Source organism: Virgibacillus sp. LDC-1 (assembly GCF_030137545.1).
GTDB lineage: Bacteria > Bacillota > Bacilli > Bacillales > Amphibacillaceae > LDC-1.
In genome coordinates this window covers 220,776-238,728 of sequence record NZ_JARUVL010000002.1, presented here as the reverse complement: position 1 = coordinate 238,728, position 17,953 = coordinate 220,776, and the positions used below count along the sequence as shown (strand labels likewise).

Below are 17,953 nucleotides of genomic sequence, written 5' to 3'. Positions count from 1 at the left end.
GGTTGAGGGGGGAGAAAAAATGGATGCTGCTAAAAGAGAAAAAGCCACTTATTCTCTAGCGGGAAATATGTTTAAAAGAGGCATTACAGTAGGTCTTCCCATTATGCTCGGTTATTTGCCGATTGCAATTACATACGGTGTTTTAGCTAAGCAATCGGGCATGTCTCTGCTTGAGCTAACCTCGATGAGTGTGCTCGTTTTTGCTGGTGCTAGTCAATTTATGGGAGCGGGGATGATTGCGGTTGGAGCGAGTGCAGCAGAAATTATTATCGCGACCTTTGTCCTTAATTTTCGCCATTTTGTCATGAGCTTATCATTTATGAATCGATTACGCAGTATGGATTTAAAATGGAAGCTTCCACTATCTTTAGGGTTAACAGATGAAACATTTGCGGTTTCTGCACTCCATACAACGGAAGCAAAAGAAGAAAAAGGTGCATTTTTTTATGCTGGTTTGTTTTTAACTGCTTATGTAGCTTGGGTTGGCGGATCTTTTTTAGGTGGTGTTCTTGGAGAAATAATTCCAGAGAAATTAAGTCAAAGTATGGGCGTCGCATTATATGCGATGTTTATCGGATTATTAGTACCATCGGTAAAAAAAGAAAAAAGAGTTGGGCTTATCGCCTTGCAGGCAATGGTCATTAATGTATTTTGTCTTTATGTTCTTCAGATGAGTACTGGGTGGTCTATTGTTTGTGGAACAGTAATAGCAGGCGGAAGTGGGATCTTTTTGTTAAAGGAGGAGCAGGCATGATTTTTCTTATTATTATCGGAATGTCCCTTGTAACGATGATTCCAAGAATGGTGCCTGCATTTATCGTTGATCGATTACAATTTCGGGATTGGATTAATCGTTGGCTTGCGGCTATACCATTTGCAGCATTAGGTGCATTAATTTTTCCAGGAATTATGGCAGTAAAGCCAAATGAACCGCATATTGGTCTATTAGGTGGACTGGTAGCCGTGGGATTGTCGTTGCTCGGATTAAATATCATTTTTGTAGTTCTAGGAGCGATTGCTGCAGTATTCTTTTTATCAATTTAATCCCTTTAACATCATTCAATGAATAAAGAAGAATAGAAAAAGTTCGAGCGAAGGAAGATTTTATCCTATTTGCTCGAACTTTTTTGTCCATTAAAGGGCTCAATATGAATATGGGTATACGTTATATTATGCTTTTCAGCTAATAGCTTTTCGATACGTACGGTAATATTATGGCTTTCTTCGACATTTAATTCTGGATCGACTAGTATGGTTATGTCTATTAACGCTTGATTGCCATGAATACGGCCTTTTACATCCTCTACCTTTTTTACTCCTGTTACTTTAGCGATACTTCGTCCTATTTTTTCAAGCTGTTTTTCATCAAAGCCATCTGTTAATGCGTGGCTAGAGTCTTTGAAAATATCCCAGGCAGTTTTACAAATAATAATTCCAACAATAAATCCTGCAAACGGATCTAGCCAATAAAGTCCAAATTGTGCTCCAATAATACCGATAAAAGCCCCAATACTAACAAGTGCGTCTGATCGATTATCTTGGGCTGCGGCATAGAGTGCACCACTTTTAATCTTGCGTGCCAATGTTAGATTATACCAATAAACGATAAACATGATGGCAGCTGCACCAAGAGCAACCCAAGCAGTTAACATATCTGGTTGGACCGTTTCATTTTGCATCACTTTCTTAAATGTGTTGACAACAACTTGTAGACCCACAGCCATCATGACAAATGCGGCAAATAGAGAGGCAATTGTTTCTGCACGGTAGTGTCCATAACGGTGGTCTTGATCTGGAGGCTTTCTAGAGATGCGCAATCCTACTAAAATCGCAACAGATGCAATCACATCTGTTGAATTATTTAAGCCATCAGCACGTAATGCTTCTGAGTTTCCTGCGTAGGCGATAACTAATTTTGTAATGGCTAAAACGAAGTATGCTAGGATACTTACCCAAGCTCCTTTTTCCCCTTGCTTTAAATCATCGATTGAATTCATGGAATTCCTCCAATATGTATATGTACCATATATTATTTCAATAGCTATAACATTTTATCAAAGCAGTAGCTAGTGGGTCTAGAGAAACATTCAAGCGTGAAGGTATATGTATTGACAAGCTGAAATTAAGTTTCATACGGTAAAAAAAGCAAACATTAACAATTAAATGGTAAATTTGCATAATTTTAAATTTTTTATTGCATTTATACGCAAAGTTTAGGATAATAGAATAAAGGAATAGGAGGCGTGACCCCATGAAAAAGGAAAAGGTCATTTATCGTGTCAATCGATATGCTGGAAGGGTACTGCACGCTAAAAGGGAAATTCCGTTTGAAATAAAGCTGACATCCCGACTTATTCTGGATGAATTATGCTTTAATTGGAATAAAAAAAGATTAGAACAACAAATAAATACAAGCATTGATAATGGCGACCAAGAACAATTCAATCGTCTAGGTGAAGTGTACAAACAGTATATATGGGAATAAATTTTATAATTTAAATCCTTGCCTTATTTGGTAAGGGTTTTTTTGCGTAATAAGCAGGTATTATGTCCTGATAGTCTTGTGAAGATTAGGTCTAAAAGGGTGTCCTCTAGAAGAAGCAAAGAATGCAGTTGTTTGGATTAAATATAAAGTTTTCATAAAAAAGTGCTATTCAAGTCGAAATTTTGATAAGCTTACGTAGAAGGGGGAGTGTATGTGAAAAAAAGAAACAAATCAACCTTTAGCTGGGTGTTATATGACTTTGGAAATTCTGCATTTGCTACAACAATTATGGCAGCTGTGCTTCCGACATTTTACTATGATGTTGCAGCAAGCGGTCTGCAAGAAAATTTAGCTACAAGCTATTGGGGTTATTCCCAATCAATCGCCGCATTGATTGTAGCAGTTCTAGCGCCAATATTAGGAGCGATTAGCGACTTTTCGGCTGCAAAGAAGAAATTTCTCCGTTTTTTTGCGTATATGGGAATAATTGCAAGTGTATTGTTAGCTTTTGTAAATGAAGGAGATTATATTTTTGCTTCCATTCTGTTAATAATTGGTACAATCGGTTTCTCTGGTGGAAATGTGTTCTATGATGCGTTTTTACCGGAAATTGCGAAGGAAGAAGAAATCGATAAAGTATCAGCAGCAGGCTTTGCTTGGGGATATATTGGTGGAGGTATTCTACTTGCTATTAATATTTTACTTATTTTAAAGCATGATTGGTTCGGCATACCCAATGCAACCGTAGCGAGCCAGCTTTCTTTTGCTTCAGTAGGACTATGGTGGTTTATTTTTTCAATTCCTTTGTTCAAGCATATTAAAGAAGAGAAAAAGATTAACGTAAAACGAGAAAAGTCCTATATTTCTATTGGTTTTTCAAGAGTAGGGAGTACGTTTAAAGAGCTTAAGCAATACAAACAATTACTTATATTTTTACTTGCTTTTTGGATGTATAATGATGGTATTTCCACGATAATAAAAATGGCTACTATTTATGGTAGAGATATTGGAATAGAGCAAAATGACTTAATTGCAGCCTTATTAATCACGCAATTTGTCGGGATACCATGCACGTTTTTCTTTGGATGGTTAGCAAAGAAGATCACCGCGAAACGTGCTTTAACAATATCATTATACGTTTATATGGCAATTGTATTATTCGGATATTTCATGAACACTGCAATCCATTTTTACATTTTGGCTATTTGTGTAGGTTTTGTTCAAGGTGGAGCACAATCAATGAGTAGATCTATTTTTGGTAGGATGGTTCCAGACAACAAGCATGCAGAATTTTTTGGGTTTTATGGCATATCATCCAAATTTGCAGCGATTTTTGGACCGTTTATTTTCGCACTCGTTGGGCAGCTTACTGGTTCCAGTAGACTAGGCATTGTTTCGCTCATGTTTTTCTTTATAGTTGGTATTATTTTATTAAAATTTGTAAATGTCGAGCAGGGGATAAAGGATGCACAGCGGTTAACTAAGCCAAGTGAAGTTGTAGAGATCAAGGTTAAATAACGGCTAGAGTGTCTAATGCAAAAACCGCAGTTAAGCTGCGGTTTTGTTCTGTTAGACAATTGGTTCGCTATATTTATTTTCTAGCGCTAATTCAATCGGTTTACCAGTATCATATGAAATATTTCCTATTAATGCTTTTATTTTGTCTAGCTCAATATCTTTTTCCGAATCCCAATAAAGAAGGACAGCTGTCATAATTTCAATGGCTTCTGCTCTTCCTTTTTCATATAAATCAATAAAGCTTTCAGTCGATATTTCCCCAGTTGCTGGATGCTTCCAAGCTGTATGCGCTAAGTTTAAATAATCCACTTGATTTTTTACAGGTTGATGGGAGTATGCAGAAACAAGGGATTTTAGCAGGGCATTTTTCCAACCGTATGGATCTGAAAGAAGCTTCAAAGCTAGCTTCATATCACGATAAGCTTTTTGAATATAGGAAGATGATGATTTCGCAATGTCTGGATAATGCTTCTGAATGGTTTCGTGAAGCAATTCTACAATGCTGGCATTTAAACGTGTTCCAACATTAATTTCTTTGTAGACAGGTGTTTTCCATGTTTTTAAATTATGGTATTTTTCCATCATAATTGTATCAATGATAACCTCAAGTCTTTGGTGATTATTGCTATTATATCCTGCGCGATAATTGATATATGGATGTGTATTGCGATCCAAAATATGGTGTGTAATAAAACCAAACACATAGGCCCGAACTTCTTTATCCATTGCTTTAGCAGAGGTTATTAAATCAAGCAGAAATGGGCCACAATGGTTTGAGTGTAGCTGCATCCCAATTTCATGAACAGGTTCATTTTGTATCCATGGCCAAAAATTATAATAAAAAAATGGATCTGGCCCTTGTGCACCGAGTTTTAACATCGAATCATATTTAAAGTATGGATCTGGAGAATTGCCAATTGTATCAATTACATCTTCACAGAAAAGCATATGTGTCCAAATATTTGGCACTCGTAAAACCTCCTATCGTACCTTTCTGTTGAAAAATCGTATATCCAAACAGTTATTATAGTAGTAAATGCAAAAAGAGTAAACGATTAAAACAACTTCTAACAGTATAAATGATAAAAACGCTCATTTGTGTCACTAAAGTAGACAAATTTATGACTTTCCGTTGTTTCTATGGAAAAGTTTCAGATGGTTACCTATACATAAAAATTTGATACAATAGAAGCGGATGAGGAAGGATATGCATACATATTGTATGTTATGCGAATTTTAGAGAACATAGGGAGGAAATGAGGATGGATTATCGAATCGAACAGGATACGTTAGGGGAAGTGAAGGTACCCGCAGATAAGTACTGGGGAGCACAAACACAGCGAAGTAAGCAAAACTTTCCAATCGGAAATGAAAAAATGCCCAAAGAGATTATTCAGTCATTTGCAATTTTAAAACAAAGTGCAGCACAAGCGAATCATGAACTTGGTCTATTATCAGAAAATAAAGCAGCAGCGATTGCTCATGCAGCAGGATTAATTGTTGCTGGGGAATTAGATGATCACTTTCCATTAGTTGTTTGGCAAACTGGGAGTGGTACGCAATCCAATATGAATGTTAACGAAGTGATTGCTTATGCAGGAAATAAGTGGCTAGAGGCGCAAGGAAGTGAAGAAAGACTTCATCCGAATGATGATGTTAATAAGTCACAAAGCTCTAATGATACATATCCTACTTCGTTACATGTTGCAGCGGCCTTAAAGCTTGAAGAAGCAGTACTACCAGCGCTACAAGCATTAAAAGCAACCTTCAAGGAAAAGATGGATGCTTTTGAACATATCGTAAAAATTGGTCGAACGCATTTACAGGATGCAACGCCATTGACTTTAGGACAGGAAATAAGTGGTTGGCATCGGATGCTTGAGCGAAGTGAAATGATGATTTCTGAAAGTGCACAGCATTTAAAAGAGCTTGCAATAGGTGGAACGGCAGTTGGTACAGGATTAAATGCCCATCCAGAATTTTCCGAGCGCGTATGTGCCGCAATAAGTGATGTAACGAAAAATGAATTTCGTTCTGCTCCAAATAAATTTCATTCATTAACAAGCTATGATGAGCTTGTTTATGCGCATGGGGCATTAAAAGCACTTGCTGCCGATATGATGAAAATAGCAAATGATGTTCGTTGGCTTTCTAGTGGTCCGCGCTGTGGAATTGGAGAAATAACCATTCCATCAAATGAACCTGGCAGCTCTATTATGCCTGGAAAGGTCAATCCAACACAATCCGAAGCGGTGACAATGGTAGTTGCACAGGTGATGGGCAATGATGCGACAATTGGTTTTGCTGCTAGCCAAGGGAATTTTGAATTGAATGTCTTTAAGCCTGTAATGGCATATAATTTCTTGCAATCCTGTCAGTTGCTCGCAGATAGTATGCTGTCGTTTGATGTGCGCTGTGCACAGGGGATTGAACCGAATTATGATCAAATCGAACGGTATTTAAATGATTCGTTAATGCTTGTAACTGCATTAAATCCACATATCGGCTATGAAAATGCTGCGAAAATTGCCAAGAAAGCATTTGCCGATCAGTCTACCTTAAAAGAAGCAGCTGTTGCATTAGGGCTGTTAACATCAGAACAATTTGATAAGTTTGTTAAACCGAAAGAAATGACATATCCTAAATAATGAACAAGGCAAGCCGAATTCCGGCTTGCCTTTTCATTTCCTGTACAAAAAAGTGGCTCCCTATTCTAAATAATTAGTAGTAATTCAAGCACAAATTACCAAGCAATTTTTGTGATATTAATTCTGAAACTGCCAACAATACTTAGTACAGGAGGTGATACACATGGCAAACAACAACAGCTCAAATCAAATTTTAGTTTATGGTGCTCAGCAAGCAATCGACCAAATGAAGCAAGAAATCGCACAAGAATTTGGCGTAACGCTTGGTGCTGATACAACATCTCGTGCTAACGGTTCTGTAGGTGGAGAAATCACAAAACGTCTTGTTGCAACTGCACAACAGCAACTTGGTGGACAACAATATTAATAACGATGGCCTAAAGGGATAATCCCCCTTATAGACTATAAAAGGGAAAGCCAACTGGCTTTCCCTTTTTGTTTGAGTGAATTTTAATGGATACGTAGTTCTGTTTCTGTATCGAAGAAATGTGCGCTATTCATATCAAGTGCAAGTTCGATACTTTGTCCACCTTGGATATCTGTACGAGAATCTACTCGAGCAATAAAATCCTGGTTATTTATTTTGGAATAAAGGAAGGTTTCTGCTCCCATTAATTCTGCAACATCAACATGCGCTGTAATTTTTGTTTCCGGAGTGGAATCAATGAAAACAGGCTCGTCATGAATGTCTTCTGGTCGAATGCCAAGTACAATATCTTTATCAACATAGCCTTGGTCGCGAAGCACTTTCATTTTACCTTCTGGTACTTTAATCTTTATTTCATCCATTACAAAATAGCCTTCTGTTAATTTTCCGTTTAAGAAGTTCATGGATGGAGATCCAATAAAGCCACCTACAAAGATGTTTTCAGGGAAGTCATACACTTCTTTTGGAGCACCAACCTGTTGAATCACGCCATCCTTCATAACAACCAGTCGTGTAGCCATTGTCATTGCTTCTGTCTGATCATGTGTTACATAAATGGTTGTCGTTTGCAGACGTTGATGAAGCTTTTGAATTTCTGCACGCATTTGTACGCGAAGCTTTGCATCCAAGTTTGATAGTGGTTCATCCATTAGGAAAACCTTTGCGTCTCTAACAATTGCTCGTCCAAGTGCTACACGCTGTCTTTGTCCACCCGACAATGCTTTTGGTTTTCGATCTAAATAGTTTTCCAAGCCAAGAATTTTAGCAGCGTTTTTAACACGCTTATCAATTTCTTCTTTTTTGAATTTCCGTAGTTTTAGACCGAATGCCATATTATCATACACATTCATATGTGGATAAAGTGCATAGTTTTGGAACACCATTGCGATATCGCGATCTTTTGGAGCTACATCGTTCATCTTTTTGTCGTCAATATAAAATTCACCATCGGTTATTTCCTCAAGGCCTGCAATCATCCGTAGTGTCGTTGATTTCCCACAACCAGATGGTCCAACAAAAACGATAAATTCTTTATCTTTAATATGTAAATTAAAATCATCTACTGCAACTACTTTTTTATCGTACATTTTTTGAATATGCTCTAAGCGTAATTCTGCCATGTGTTTCCCCTCCAATAAATAATGTAAACGCATTCTTTCTTTAACTATAGTATAAAGAATGAAGTGGATTCATGTAATAGGAAACATGCACAAAGATTTTCAATCATTTTGTGCATGTTTACGGCTAAGCATTTTGTTTTTGGTTGTTTTTATGAGATAATATCGCAAAATATACGGTAACGGCTTGACGAAAATCGCGGATATCAAACCCTGTTTTATCGATAAATTTATCAATGCGATATTGCAAACTGTTTCGATGCATGTACAATCGCTTTGCTGTAACTGACAGATTTAAATTACAGGCAATAAACATTTCGACGGTTTGCAGTAGTTCTGTATCATACAAACACTCTTTTAAAACGAGTGTCGGCAATTCGTTTATAAAGGACGGCTCTGCATGATCCATAATTATGTAAGGAATGGCATCCGTGTATGTAATTACATGCATATCCGTTAATGAAAAGGCAGTTTTTGCCTGCGATGTAATCGTTTGATGGTAGTGTGGTAATTGCTGTAAATCTTGCTGATAATGACCAACATAAAATCGAATATTTACATACATATCACTCATCAGTACATCAATAATTTCTTCATAGGAAATGGCATCATCAGTTGTCGATTTTTCTTCAATAAGAATTCCTTCACGTGTAGTCTTCCAGAGAATAGGTACATCTTTATTAAAAAGGGCGCAAATAGCATCCTTGAATGTGGCTGGGTCCATTTCTTTTGATTCTATTGAGAAGTACACAAAGCGAAAAGGAAAAGCTTGTTTATTCGATCCGTTTTCAGCATGTTTTATTCGATCGTTCCATAGCCGTTCCTTTTCTGTCCAAACGGGAAAAACGGCATGATATGGATCGAAAAATGTATGAAGAATGGATATATCTCTATCAGTTAATTCCGATTTATGAATACCGATTACTTTTCGGTCTTCTGTTAAAAACCATTCATAATCCATACTTATTGGTTGTTCTACATCTACGACTAACGTAGAAAAAACGTTTTTCAATTGTTTTAACATGATAAAAAACCTCTTTTCACAGGGCTTTCATTCATTATAGCAATGTTAAGTGAAGAGAAAAACAATTTTCATTCAACGCTATTTTTTTCGAAACGCTATACATGCGTGTACACGTTTGTTATAGTGGTTCTAGATAGAAACCAAAAGCAGAAGATGCTGTGGAGGACGAAACTACATAGAATAAGGCAGTGTCAATGCTGTGACAAGATATGAAGCAGCCTTTTGGAATTCGTATTCTATGATGATGGGAAGGGTGAAAAAATATGCCTAATATGTATGATAGTGCTTATGACTTGGAAAAAGCAATACGAGAAAGCGTGGAATTTCAGGAGCTTAAGCAGGCATTTGAAACAGTAATGAACGATTCAGCTGCTAAAAAAATGTTCGAAGATTTTCGCGATACGCAAATGCAGCTTCAAGAAAAGCAAATGCAAGGCTTAGAAATTTCCGAAGAAGAGGTAGAAAAGGCAAAAAGCATTGTTGAGCTTGTTCAACAACATGAAGCTATTTCTCGTTTGATGGAGAAAGAACAACGTTTAAATATTGTGATTAATGAGATTAGCAGGATTATTACAAAGCCTTTAGAAGAGCTTTATGGCGCAGAGGAAGCAAAGCATTAAATCTATGTACATGTATCCAAATAGACCCAAATGTGTGGGTCTATTTTTTTATCCCTATTTTTGTGGGAATTTAGAAAAATCTGCTTTCGGAATAAAGGGTTTTTCTCCTTCTAGTCGAAATAGTGTTATATAGGTTGTCATTAGAAGGAGGAAGAAGTATGAATACCGTTTTATATCAAAGTATCGATCACATATCATATATTAAATTAAATCGGCCTGATCGATACAATGCATTAAACTTAGAAATGCTTGATGAACTTTTACAGGCAATCGAACAAGCCGAAAAAAACGAGGATCGTGTCCTTATTCTTACTGGTGAAGGAAAGGCTTTTTCTGCTGGTGGAGACATAAGCATGATGAGTGACTGGAGTAACAAGCAGTTTTTCGATGATGTCATGCAAACAATCGAAAAAATTGTTTCGAAGCTCTTTTTGATGCCTAAGCTAGTTATTTCCGCAGTAAATGGTTCCACAGCTGGTTTAGGTCTAAGCTTGGCATTAACAGCTGATTATATTATTGCAGAGAAAGAAGCACAGCTTGGTATGCTGTTCCTTGGCGTTGGTCTTGCTCCGGATGGAGGAGGCCATTATTGGGTGGAAAAACGGCTAGGTACCCATCAAGCAAAGCAGTTTATTTGGAGTATGAAACAGGTCAATGGCTTAAAAGCAAAAGAAATGGGGCTTGTTGATATTTTAGTGGAGGAAGCTGTGCTGGATGCTGCAACGATGCACGGTAAAAAGCTTTTAGCAGCTCCTCTCGAAGCAATGATAAAAACAAAAATGCTCTACCATACAGAACAAAGGAATACATTAAAGCGATATTTAGAGAAAGAGCGGGAAAATCAATGGTCGCTTCGACTAACGGAAGATCATAAAGAAGGGGTTAGTGCTTTTTTAGAAAAGCGTCAACCAATGTTTACAGGTAAATAATCAAACCCGACTTCTGTACTGGCTTAAGGCTAGTTCATGAAGTCGGGTTTTGTTTAGAGACGGGAATTACGATCAGCGGTGAAATAAGACTAGTTTTGCATCGGGCGAAACACAGCGATGTGTATGTTCACTGTATCCTTTTTCTTCTAGCTTTGCTTTTCCAATTTGTTGTGCTTCTTCATTATTCGTTGCTTCAAAGCTTTCTTCGAATAAAAGCTCTCCAGCTTTATCAAAAACGGTTAATACATAGGTTTTCATAAATGTCCCCTCCAGTTGCTTCGTTTCTATATAATATATTCTCTCTAAAGTTTGAAAATCCTGCATATTATTTCGTAAAAGTAATCTTGTATTATTTTATTGCATTGCACTGCAAGCGGACGCTTTCCGCGAGGCATGGCTTGAGCCTCCTCGCTCACAAAAACGTTTCGCTGTGGGGTCTCAAGACACATGCTTTTCTCGCAGGAGTCGCCGCCTTTCGTTTCAAGCAAGTCGTTTTCAGGTTCTCTTATTTCTTTTTTAAAAATGGTTCCTTGATTATTAATATTTCGTAAAAGCTATTATATTAAATCTGTTGCATTGCACTGCAAGCGGACGCTTTCCGCGAGGCATGGCTTGAGCCTCCTCGCTCACAAAAACGTTTCGCTGTAGGGTCTCAAGACGCATGCTTTTCCCGCAGGAGTCGTCGCCTTTCGTTTCAAGCAAGTCGTTTTCAGGTTCTCTAATTGCTTTTTAAAGCAATGGGTTCTTTTAATACAGTTTTCGGTTCTCTTTAGGAAGCACATAGGCGAGAGGAAGTCACGTTCCTTTCCATATTTATGTCTTTATGTCGAACGTGCATTCGCACCTTCGTTTTGATAAAATGAACATAATGATTGTGAAAGGACGGTAGAGATGAACAAGGAAATTACATTTATTCATGCAGCAGACCTGCATTTAGATAGTCCGTTTAGAGGGATGGCAAATCTTCCTGAAAAGATATTTAATGAAATACGTGAAAGTACGTTTGCTGCTTTAGATCGGCTTGTGCGTGTTGCCATTGAAAAAAGGGTCGATTTTATTCTTTTGGTTGGGGATTTGTTTGATAATGAAAGGCAGAGTTTAAAGGCGCAAATCCGCTTGCGACAAGCATTCGAGGAACTCAATAAACATCATATTCAAGTTTTCCTATCCTATGGGAATCATGATTATGTAAATGGGAATAGCTATCCGATTACGTATCCAGCTAATGTTTTTGTTTTTCCGGATGAAACAGTGCGTCAAGCGACGTATCGTAAAAATGGACAAGCACTAGCTTCTATTTATGGGTTTAGCTATGAAAACCAAGCAGTACTGCAAAATAAAGTAGCAGAATACCATGTTTCTGAGCGAAATATGCCCTTTCAGATTGCGATGCTCCATGGAAGTATTCATACGAATACGACCCATGATCGTTATGCACCTTTCCAGCTTTCGGAGCTGACAAAATTGCCGTTTGATTATTGGGCACTAGGTCATATTCATAAACGCGAGATTTTAACAGCATCCCCTCCAGTCGTTTATCCAGGGAATGTTCAAGGAAGAAGCAGAAAGGAAGATGGTGAAAAAGGCTGCTACATCGTAACCTTGACCGAAACGAAGCATGAGATGACGTTCGTTCCGTTGCAAGCAGTAGCATTTACACCATTAGCCATCGATGTATCAGATGTAGAGGACTTATCAGAGCTCGAGAAGATCCTTCGAAACGAGATAACACAATTAGCAAGCTCAAGCCCTCAGCTTATTCATTTATCGTTAACGAGTCAAATGGACTTACTCTTAGATTGGGAACAAGAAGGGCATCTAGATGATCTAGTGGAATATATAAACGAACAATTCGGTGTGACAACGCAGTGGTATTATATTTATAAATTTACGACGGAAATAACGCATGAAAAGAGCTTTCCAGAAGGAGCTCATTTTATTAGTGAGCTAGAGCATACACAGCAAGAGGCGCCGGTAAAGGACTATCTCAGCGAGCTGTATCGTCATAAGCAAGCACGAAAATATGTGCCGCCTTTAACGAATAATGAGGAAGAAGAAATAAAGCAAAAGGCAATGGCAATTTTAAAGCGGGAGCTATTGAAGGGATAGGAAGGGAGGAAAAACCATGAAGTTCATCGAAGCAACAATTTATGGGTTTGGAAAATGGATTGATGAAACCATTGATTTTTCCAATCAACCATTTATATGTATTTATGGGGAAAATGAATCAGGAAAGTCGACTTTACAGCATTTTATTTTGTTTATGCTTTTTGGCCTTCCTCCAAAGCAGCGAACGCTGTATCAACCAAAAACAAGTAGTAAGCTTGGAGGCAGATTGACAGTTGTTGATGATAACGTCGGAACTTTTGTGATTGAGCGCGTAGGGGATGTTCGAAATGGAGCTGCTGTTTGTTATACAGAGGATGGCCAGACATTTGATGAGCAGTGGTTGCAGGAACGATTGCATGGAATGAACGCAAAAATATATAAATCCATTTATGCTTTTTCTGCACTTGATTTAACGGCGATTCGACAAATGAAGGAGCAGGATATTGGAGAGGTATTGCTAGGGATAGGAACATCAGGTGCTAGCCATTTATATGCCATCGAAAAAAAGCTAGAACAGCAAATTGGGGAGTTGTTTAAACCGAATGGAAAAATACCTGCGATAAATAAACAACTGGAAAAATTAGAGCAGCTGCAGTTCGAGCTGGCGAGCATGAAAGCAGAGGAAGGAACGTATCAAAAACGAACGGATGAAGCGAAAAAGCTAGGGGAAAAGCTAGAAAAATTACGTGTAGAGATACAACATGAAAATCAGCAGCTTATACAACTGGATAAGACGATACAGTTTCTACCAAGCCTTCAGGAGCTGCATACATGCGTGAAGCGGCTTGCAGAGCTTCCGGAGGATATTCGATTTCCTGAACAAGGCGTTGAACGGTTACGGCAGTTAAAGGAAAAGTTATTACCGATAAAAAGCGAGCTCGCTATTTTAAAATCCAATGCATCTGACTTTAAACAGAATATACAACGTTTAGAAGCGACGCTAAAGGAACGATTACCTCTCAAGGAAGCGGAGTCTATCTTGCAGGAAAAGCAATTTTATATTGACAACGAAAGAGAAATCCAGCATCTTACGGATTCGATTGAACGATTGGACGTACAAATGATTTCCGAATTGAAAAAGCTCCATCTTCCTATTAATAGAGCAAATTTAAAGGACGTTCATTTCCCATTTCAATTAGAAAAAACGTGGAATACGTTAAAAAATCGTCAACAATCGCTTGAGTTGGAACAAGAGCAATTAACGAAGGAAAAGCGGCTGTTAGACAATAAAGAGAGCTATGTAGAGGCACAATTAAAAGAGCTTGAAGAACAGCTGCTGCCACAGGAAAAGCGTGATGAATTAGAGCAGCTTATAAATGAACATAAAGAATATGCGCTTCTTCAACAATTAAAGCAGGAGGATAAGAATAAGAAAGCAGCTTGGAAGCAAACGAAACTTAAAAAACAACGCAGAAGTCAAAGGATTCTCATAGCTTCTTTGTTCCTGGCGAGTTTTGTTGGAGTAATCGCATTTATGGTAGATACGCCACTCCGTTATTATTTATTAAATATCATGGCGATTGGATTGGTTGGTGGTTTTGGCCAGCACTTATGGGGGAAGAATGCAATTAGAACAATGGAGAAAATGATCAATTCTGTTGCTACTGATGAAGAGTTAGACAAGCAAGATTCTGAAAATCGAAAGGAAGCAGAGAAACGATTAACGATTGACCAAGATTATCGGACAGAACAAAAAAGCGCATTAGAACAGTTACAACAATTGAGTGTACAACAGCTGCAATGGGCAGAAAAGGAACAAATTTACCTCCAAAAGAAAAATAAGCTTATGAACGACGTGGATGCGGAGAAGAACACATATCCATTTTTAGAAGGTGTAGACGTTCAATATTGGCCAGAGCTTTTTCATTCGTTAAAAAACCTTCTCCAAGCTAATCAAGAGCAACAACAATTAATGGAGGAACGACAAAAGAAGATAGAGACGCATGAAGAATTTACTAGTAAGGTTGATAAGTTTTTACAAGCGCATTTGCAGGATTTTATTCCAAAGCATTGGTTATTACAGCTAGAGAAGATAGAAGAAGATGTCCAGGCGTATCGACAAGTAAAAGAGCAGAAACAGTATTTCGAAGAACAATTACAAGTTAATGCGAAGCTACAACAAGACATGGATAAGAAATTAGGTACGTATAATTTGGAACTTGAAAGTCTGTTAAATCATGCAGAAGTAGAGGATGAAAATGCTTTTTATGAAAAAGCAGCTCTTCAAGAGGAACAGATGGATAGAACAAAACGTAAAAATCATTATCATAACCAGCTTACAACTGCCTTTTCAGCGGAAGCACTGCAACCCTTGCTTAAGCACATGCCTAACTTAAGTGAATTGGAACTTTCCAAACAAACGGTAAAAGACACGATTCAATCCCTTGAAACAGAGCTTGAGGATGCTCGACAAGAACTGGCAGCTACTAAGGCAAAACTCGATCAAATGGAATCATCCGAAAGCTATTCAAAGGAAATGCATCGACTGCAAAATGAAGTGGATCAGCTTCAAAGTTTGACGAAGGAATGGGCCATTTTAAAAACAGCGAAAGAACTGCTTCGTGATACGAAAAAGAGCTATCAAGATAAGCATTTAGGGAAGGTACTAGAACGGACAGCACGTTACTTTAATGTTCTGACAGGTGGGGCTTATATCCGAGTAATCCTTCCTGAAGAAAACGAACCACTTTATGTCGAAACAAGGAATCAGCAACGGTTTGATGTAAATGAACTATCACAAGGAACTATTGATCAGCTTTATGTTTCCTTGCGCATCGCAATTAGTGAAGTTATGAGTGAAGGAAAACAGCTCCCGTTTATTATTGACGATGCATTTGTTCATTTTGATTCGATTCGCAGAAAACGGATGCTTCAGCTTTTGGAGGAGCTATCCAGCCTACATCAAGTACTCTTGTTCACTTGTAATAAAGATGTTTTAAAAGCCGTACAGCATGTAAAAACAATTCATCTCGCTGCAGATAAATCGTATGGTCAAATAGAAGCTCGTGCATAATTATAAAGAAAGAAAATCGTTTTCTTCATTCTTAAAGTGCATAAAAGTGCAATCCATGATAAACTATTTTCAGGAAATTGATCATGGAGAGAAAATCCTTGGAAGATTTATTGATTAAAGCAGTTGGAGGGGCTTTTGATGCCTGAGCAAAATGATTGGGAAATTTATGAAGAAACAATAGAAAAATTTATCCAAGTAATTGCCAAAAACATGAATCTTTATGGCATTACTTCATCCATAGGTAGATTATATGGGGTTTTGTATTTTTCAGAGGAGCCAATGACGTTAGATGATATGCGTGATGCTTTAGTGATGAGCAAAACAAGTATGTCAACAGGCGTTCGAACTTTATCTGATATGAAAATGGTTGAATCAACCTTTAAAAAAGGAATACGAAAGGATTTATATCAATCAGAGGAGGATTGGTATAAATCATTTACTTCGTTGTTTGGTAATCGTTGGCGTCAGCATACAGAAACGAATATGGAAGAAGCAGACGAAGCGATGGAAAAGCTAGAGCAACTTTTACAACAAACAAAAGACCCAGCATTACAAGAAAAAATAAAGCACGATATCGATCGACTTCATTATGCGAAAAACTATTATTTATGGCTAATGAAATTTATCCGTGTGATCGAATCTGGAAAAATATTTGAATACATTCCAAAAATAGATGAATAAAACAATGGAGAAGATTGACATAAAAAACAGTGGTGAACAGAAAGCTGCAAGCCTCTTTACATTGTCAATCTTTTTCATTGGGTGGGGAAGGAGTAAGTAAAATGAAACAGGAAACAAGAAAAGGGTTATTAGACTACCAAGTAGGAGAGGGATTTCAAGATTTTGTATTAATAAAGGAAGTATCAAAAGGAGTTACAAGCAGTGGAAAACCGTTTTTAACATTAATTTTACGTGATGCAAGTGGAGAAATGGAAGCAAAGCTGTGGGACGCTTCAAAGGAAGATGAATCAACTTTTATCCAAGAGCAAATTGTGTGGATTAATGGTGAAGTAAATCAGTTTCGGGGGAAGTCACAAATGAAGATTCTTTCTATTCGTCCTGCACAGCCTACGGATGGGGTAAAAATTTCGGATTTTGTTGAAAAGGCCCCAGTTGATAAAGAAGTGTTGATGGAAAAATTAACAGAAGCTGTTTTCGAGATGGAAAACCCTGCGATTCAGCGAATTGTTCGTGCTTTTATAAAAAAGTATCAAGATGCCCTTTTAACATATCCTGCTGCTTCGAAAAATCATCATGAATATGCTTCAGGTTTGGCACATCACATTGTAAGTATGCTTTCGATTGGGAGAGAGCTCTATAAGTTATATCCAGAAGTAAACAAAGATCTATTGTATGCGGGTATTATATTACATGATCTCGGAAAACTACGTGAGCTATCAGGAGTGGTAACTACATCCTATACGATTGAAGGAAAGCTTTTAGGACATATTCCAATAATGGTTGAAGAGATTAAAGGGATGGCACAAGAGTTGCAAATTGAAGGGGAGGAAGTAATGATTCTGCAGCATCTTGTATTAAGTCATCATGGCAAAGCAGAATGGGGAAGTCCAAAGCCTCCTTTAGTACGAGAAGCAGAATTACTTCACTTGATTGATTTAATTGATGCAAAAATGAATATGCTGAACAGGGCATTAGAACGAGTGAAGCCTGGGGAATTTACTGAACGTTTGTTTGCGATGGATAATCGTGCATTCTATAAGCCGCTTTTTGAACAAAGCTAGTCATTGTAATTTTTTTCAACTTGTCCTCATATACATGGGAATAAACGAAGAAGGACAAGGGGGTTAAAATGTGATTTTAGGAGTTCCTTGGTGGGTATTCATGATGGTTTTATTTATCTTTCTTAGTGGATATATGGCGTTTCGTGCAATGCGAGCGGAAAAAGAATTGGAGCACAAATTTATTGAGCAAGAGGGTAATATTTATATGGAACGGTTGGAAAAAGAAAGACTTGAAAAGAGACAACAAAAGCAGCATGCTTCAGATTAACCGATTTTCTTTTATAGAATAAGACAAGAGACTATTCTCAAAATACCGAGGA

General features: G+C 37.6%; 18 protein-coding genes. 13 read left to right on the top strand and 5 right to left on the bottom strand.

The annotated features are described in order from the left end of the window. Positions 1-19 precede the first annotated feature (19 nt). Together QBK89_RS02960 and QBK89_RS02955 are read left to right on the top strand one after the other, a co-directional pair. Positions 20-754: an AzlC family ABC transporter permease gene (locus QBK89_RS02960; RefSeq protein WP_284139519.1), complete on the top strand. Its 735-nt coding sequence runs from the start codon at positions 20-22 to the stop codon at positions 752-754. Next, a complete protein-coding gene (locus QBK89_RS02955) occupies positions 751-1,044 on the top strand; it encodes an AzlD domain-containing protein (protein WP_284139518.1) in 294 nt (97 codons plus the stop codon). The genes QBK89_RS02960 and QBK89_RS02955 overlap by 4 nt, the downstream gene beginning before the upstream one ends. A gap of 65 nt (positions 1,045-1,109) precedes the next feature. Here the strand turns inward: QBK89_RS02955 and QBK89_RS02950 are convergent, their stop codons facing one another. After that, on the bottom strand, positions 1,110-1,997 hold the full coding sequence (locus QBK89_RS02950; protein WP_284139517.1) for a cation diffusion facilitator family transporter: 888 nt from the start codon (positions 1,995-1,997) through the stop codon (positions 1,110-1,112). Positions 1,998-2,251: 254 nt separating this feature from the next. On the opposite strand from QBK89_RS02950, the gene QBK89_RS02945 reads away from it, so the two are divergent. Both QBK89_RS02945 and QBK89_RS02940 read left to right on the top strand, forming a co-directional pair. After that, positions 2,252-2,485, top strand: coding sequence for an IDEAL domain-containing protein (locus QBK89_RS02945; RefSeq protein WP_284139516.1), 234 nt, complete (start codon positions 2,252-2,254; stop codon positions 2,483-2,485). A gap of 213 nt (positions 2,486-2,698) precedes the next feature. Next, positions 2,699-4,003: an MFS transporter gene (locus QBK89_RS02940; RefSeq protein ID WP_284139515.1), complete on the top strand. Its 1,305-nt coding sequence runs from the start codon at positions 2,699-2,701 to the stop codon at positions 4,001-4,003. Positions 4,004-4,054: 51 nt separating this feature from the next. Here the strand turns inward: QBK89_RS02940 and QBK89_RS02935 are convergent, their stop codons facing one another. Beyond that, positions 4,055-4,972, bottom strand: coding sequence for a zinc dependent phospholipase C family protein (locus QBK89_RS02935; RefSeq protein ID WP_284139514.1), 918 nt, complete (start codon positions 4,970-4,972; stop codon positions 4,055-4,057). Between the two features lie 293 nt (positions 4,973-5,265). On the opposite strand from QBK89_RS02935, the gene fumC reads away from it, so the two are divergent. Together fumC and QBK89_RS02925 are read left to right on the top strand one after the other, a co-directional pair. Then, positions 5,266-6,651, top strand: coding sequence for a class II fumarate hydratase (fumC, locus tag QBK89_RS02930; protein ID WP_284139513.1), 1,386 nt, complete (start codon positions 5,266-5,268; stop codon positions 6,649-6,651). Positions 6,652-6,814: 163 nt separating this feature from the next. After that, positions 6,815-7,018, top strand: coding sequence for an alpha/beta-type small acid-soluble spore protein (locus QBK89_RS02925; RefSeq protein ID WP_284139512.1), 204 nt, complete (start codon positions 6,815-6,817; stop codon positions 7,016-7,018). Between the two features lie 83 nt (positions 7,019-7,101). Here the strand turns inward: QBK89_RS02925 and QBK89_RS02920 are convergent, their stop codons facing one another. Beyond that, entirely contained in the window at positions 7,102-8,199 is a 1,098-nt protein-coding gene (locus tag QBK89_RS02920; RefSeq protein ID WP_284139511.1) for an ABC transporter ATP-binding protein, read from the bottom strand. Between the two features lie 124 nt (positions 8,200-8,323). After that, a complete protein-coding gene (locus tag QBK89_RS02915; protein ID WP_284139510.1) occupies positions 8,324-9,220 on the bottom strand; it encodes a PucR family transcriptional regulator in 897 nt (298 codons plus the stop codon). Between the two features lie 263 nt (positions 9,221-9,483). On the opposite strand from QBK89_RS02915, the gene QBK89_RS02910 reads away from it, so the two are divergent. After that, complete coding sequence (locus QBK89_RS02910; RefSeq protein WP_284139509.1) at positions 9,484-9,840, top strand: YlbF/YmcA family competence regulator; 357 nt, start codon at positions 9,484-9,486, stop codon at positions 9,838-9,840. A 158-nt stretch (positions 9,841-9,998) separates the two neighbouring features. Further along, positions 9,999-10,769 carry an enoyl-CoA hydratase gene (locus tag QBK89_RS02905; RefSeq protein ID WP_284139508.1) on the top strand — a complete coding sequence of 257 codons (771 nt, stop codon included), beginning with the start codon at positions 9,999-10,001 and terminating at the stop codon, positions 10,767-10,769. A gap of 72 nt (positions 10,770-10,841) precedes the next feature. Here QBK89_RS02905 and QBK89_RS02900 read toward each other — a convergent pair whose 3' ends face one another. Next, complete coding sequence (locus QBK89_RS02900) at positions 10,842-11,027, bottom strand: YhzD family protein (RefSeq protein ID WP_284139507.1); 186 nt, start codon at positions 11,025-11,027, stop codon at positions 10,842-10,844. A 633-nt stretch (positions 11,028-11,660) separates the two neighbouring features. On the opposite strand from QBK89_RS02900, the gene QBK89_RS02895 reads away from it, so the two are divergent. The 5 genes from QBK89_RS02895 (at position 11,661) to QBK89_RS02875 (ending at position 17,901) form a co-directional block, all read left to right on the top strand. Next, entirely contained in the window at positions 11,661-12,878 is a 1,218-nt protein-coding gene (locus QBK89_RS02895) for a metallophosphoesterase family protein (RefSeq protein ID WP_284139506.1), read from the top strand. Positions 12,879-12,894: 16 nt separating this feature from the next. Then, positions 12,895-15,891: an ATP-binding protein gene (locus QBK89_RS02890; RefSeq protein ID WP_284139505.1), complete on the top strand. Its 2,997-nt coding sequence runs from the start codon at positions 12,895-12,897 to the stop codon at positions 15,889-15,891. A 138-nt stretch (positions 15,892-16,029) separates the two neighbouring features. Continuing rightward, positions 16,030-16,572, top strand: coding sequence for a GbsR/MarR family transcriptional regulator (locus QBK89_RS02885; RefSeq protein ID WP_284139504.1), 543 nt, complete (start codon positions 16,030-16,032; stop codon positions 16,570-16,572). A gap of 101 nt (positions 16,573-16,673) precedes the next feature. Further along, positions 16,674-17,633: a 3'-5' exoribonuclease YhaM gene (yhaM, locus tag QBK89_RS02880; RefSeq protein ID WP_284139503.1), complete on the top strand. Its 960-nt coding sequence runs from the start codon at positions 16,674-16,676 to the stop codon at positions 17,631-17,633. A gap of 70 nt (positions 17,634-17,703) precedes the next feature. After that, positions 17,704-17,901 (top strand): sporulation YhaL family protein, encoded by a 198-nt coding sequence (locus tag QBK89_RS02875; protein WP_284139502.1) that lies wholly within the window; start codon positions 17,704-17,706, stop codon positions 17,899-17,901. The last annotated feature ends 52 nt before the right edge of the window (positions 17,902-17,953 follow it).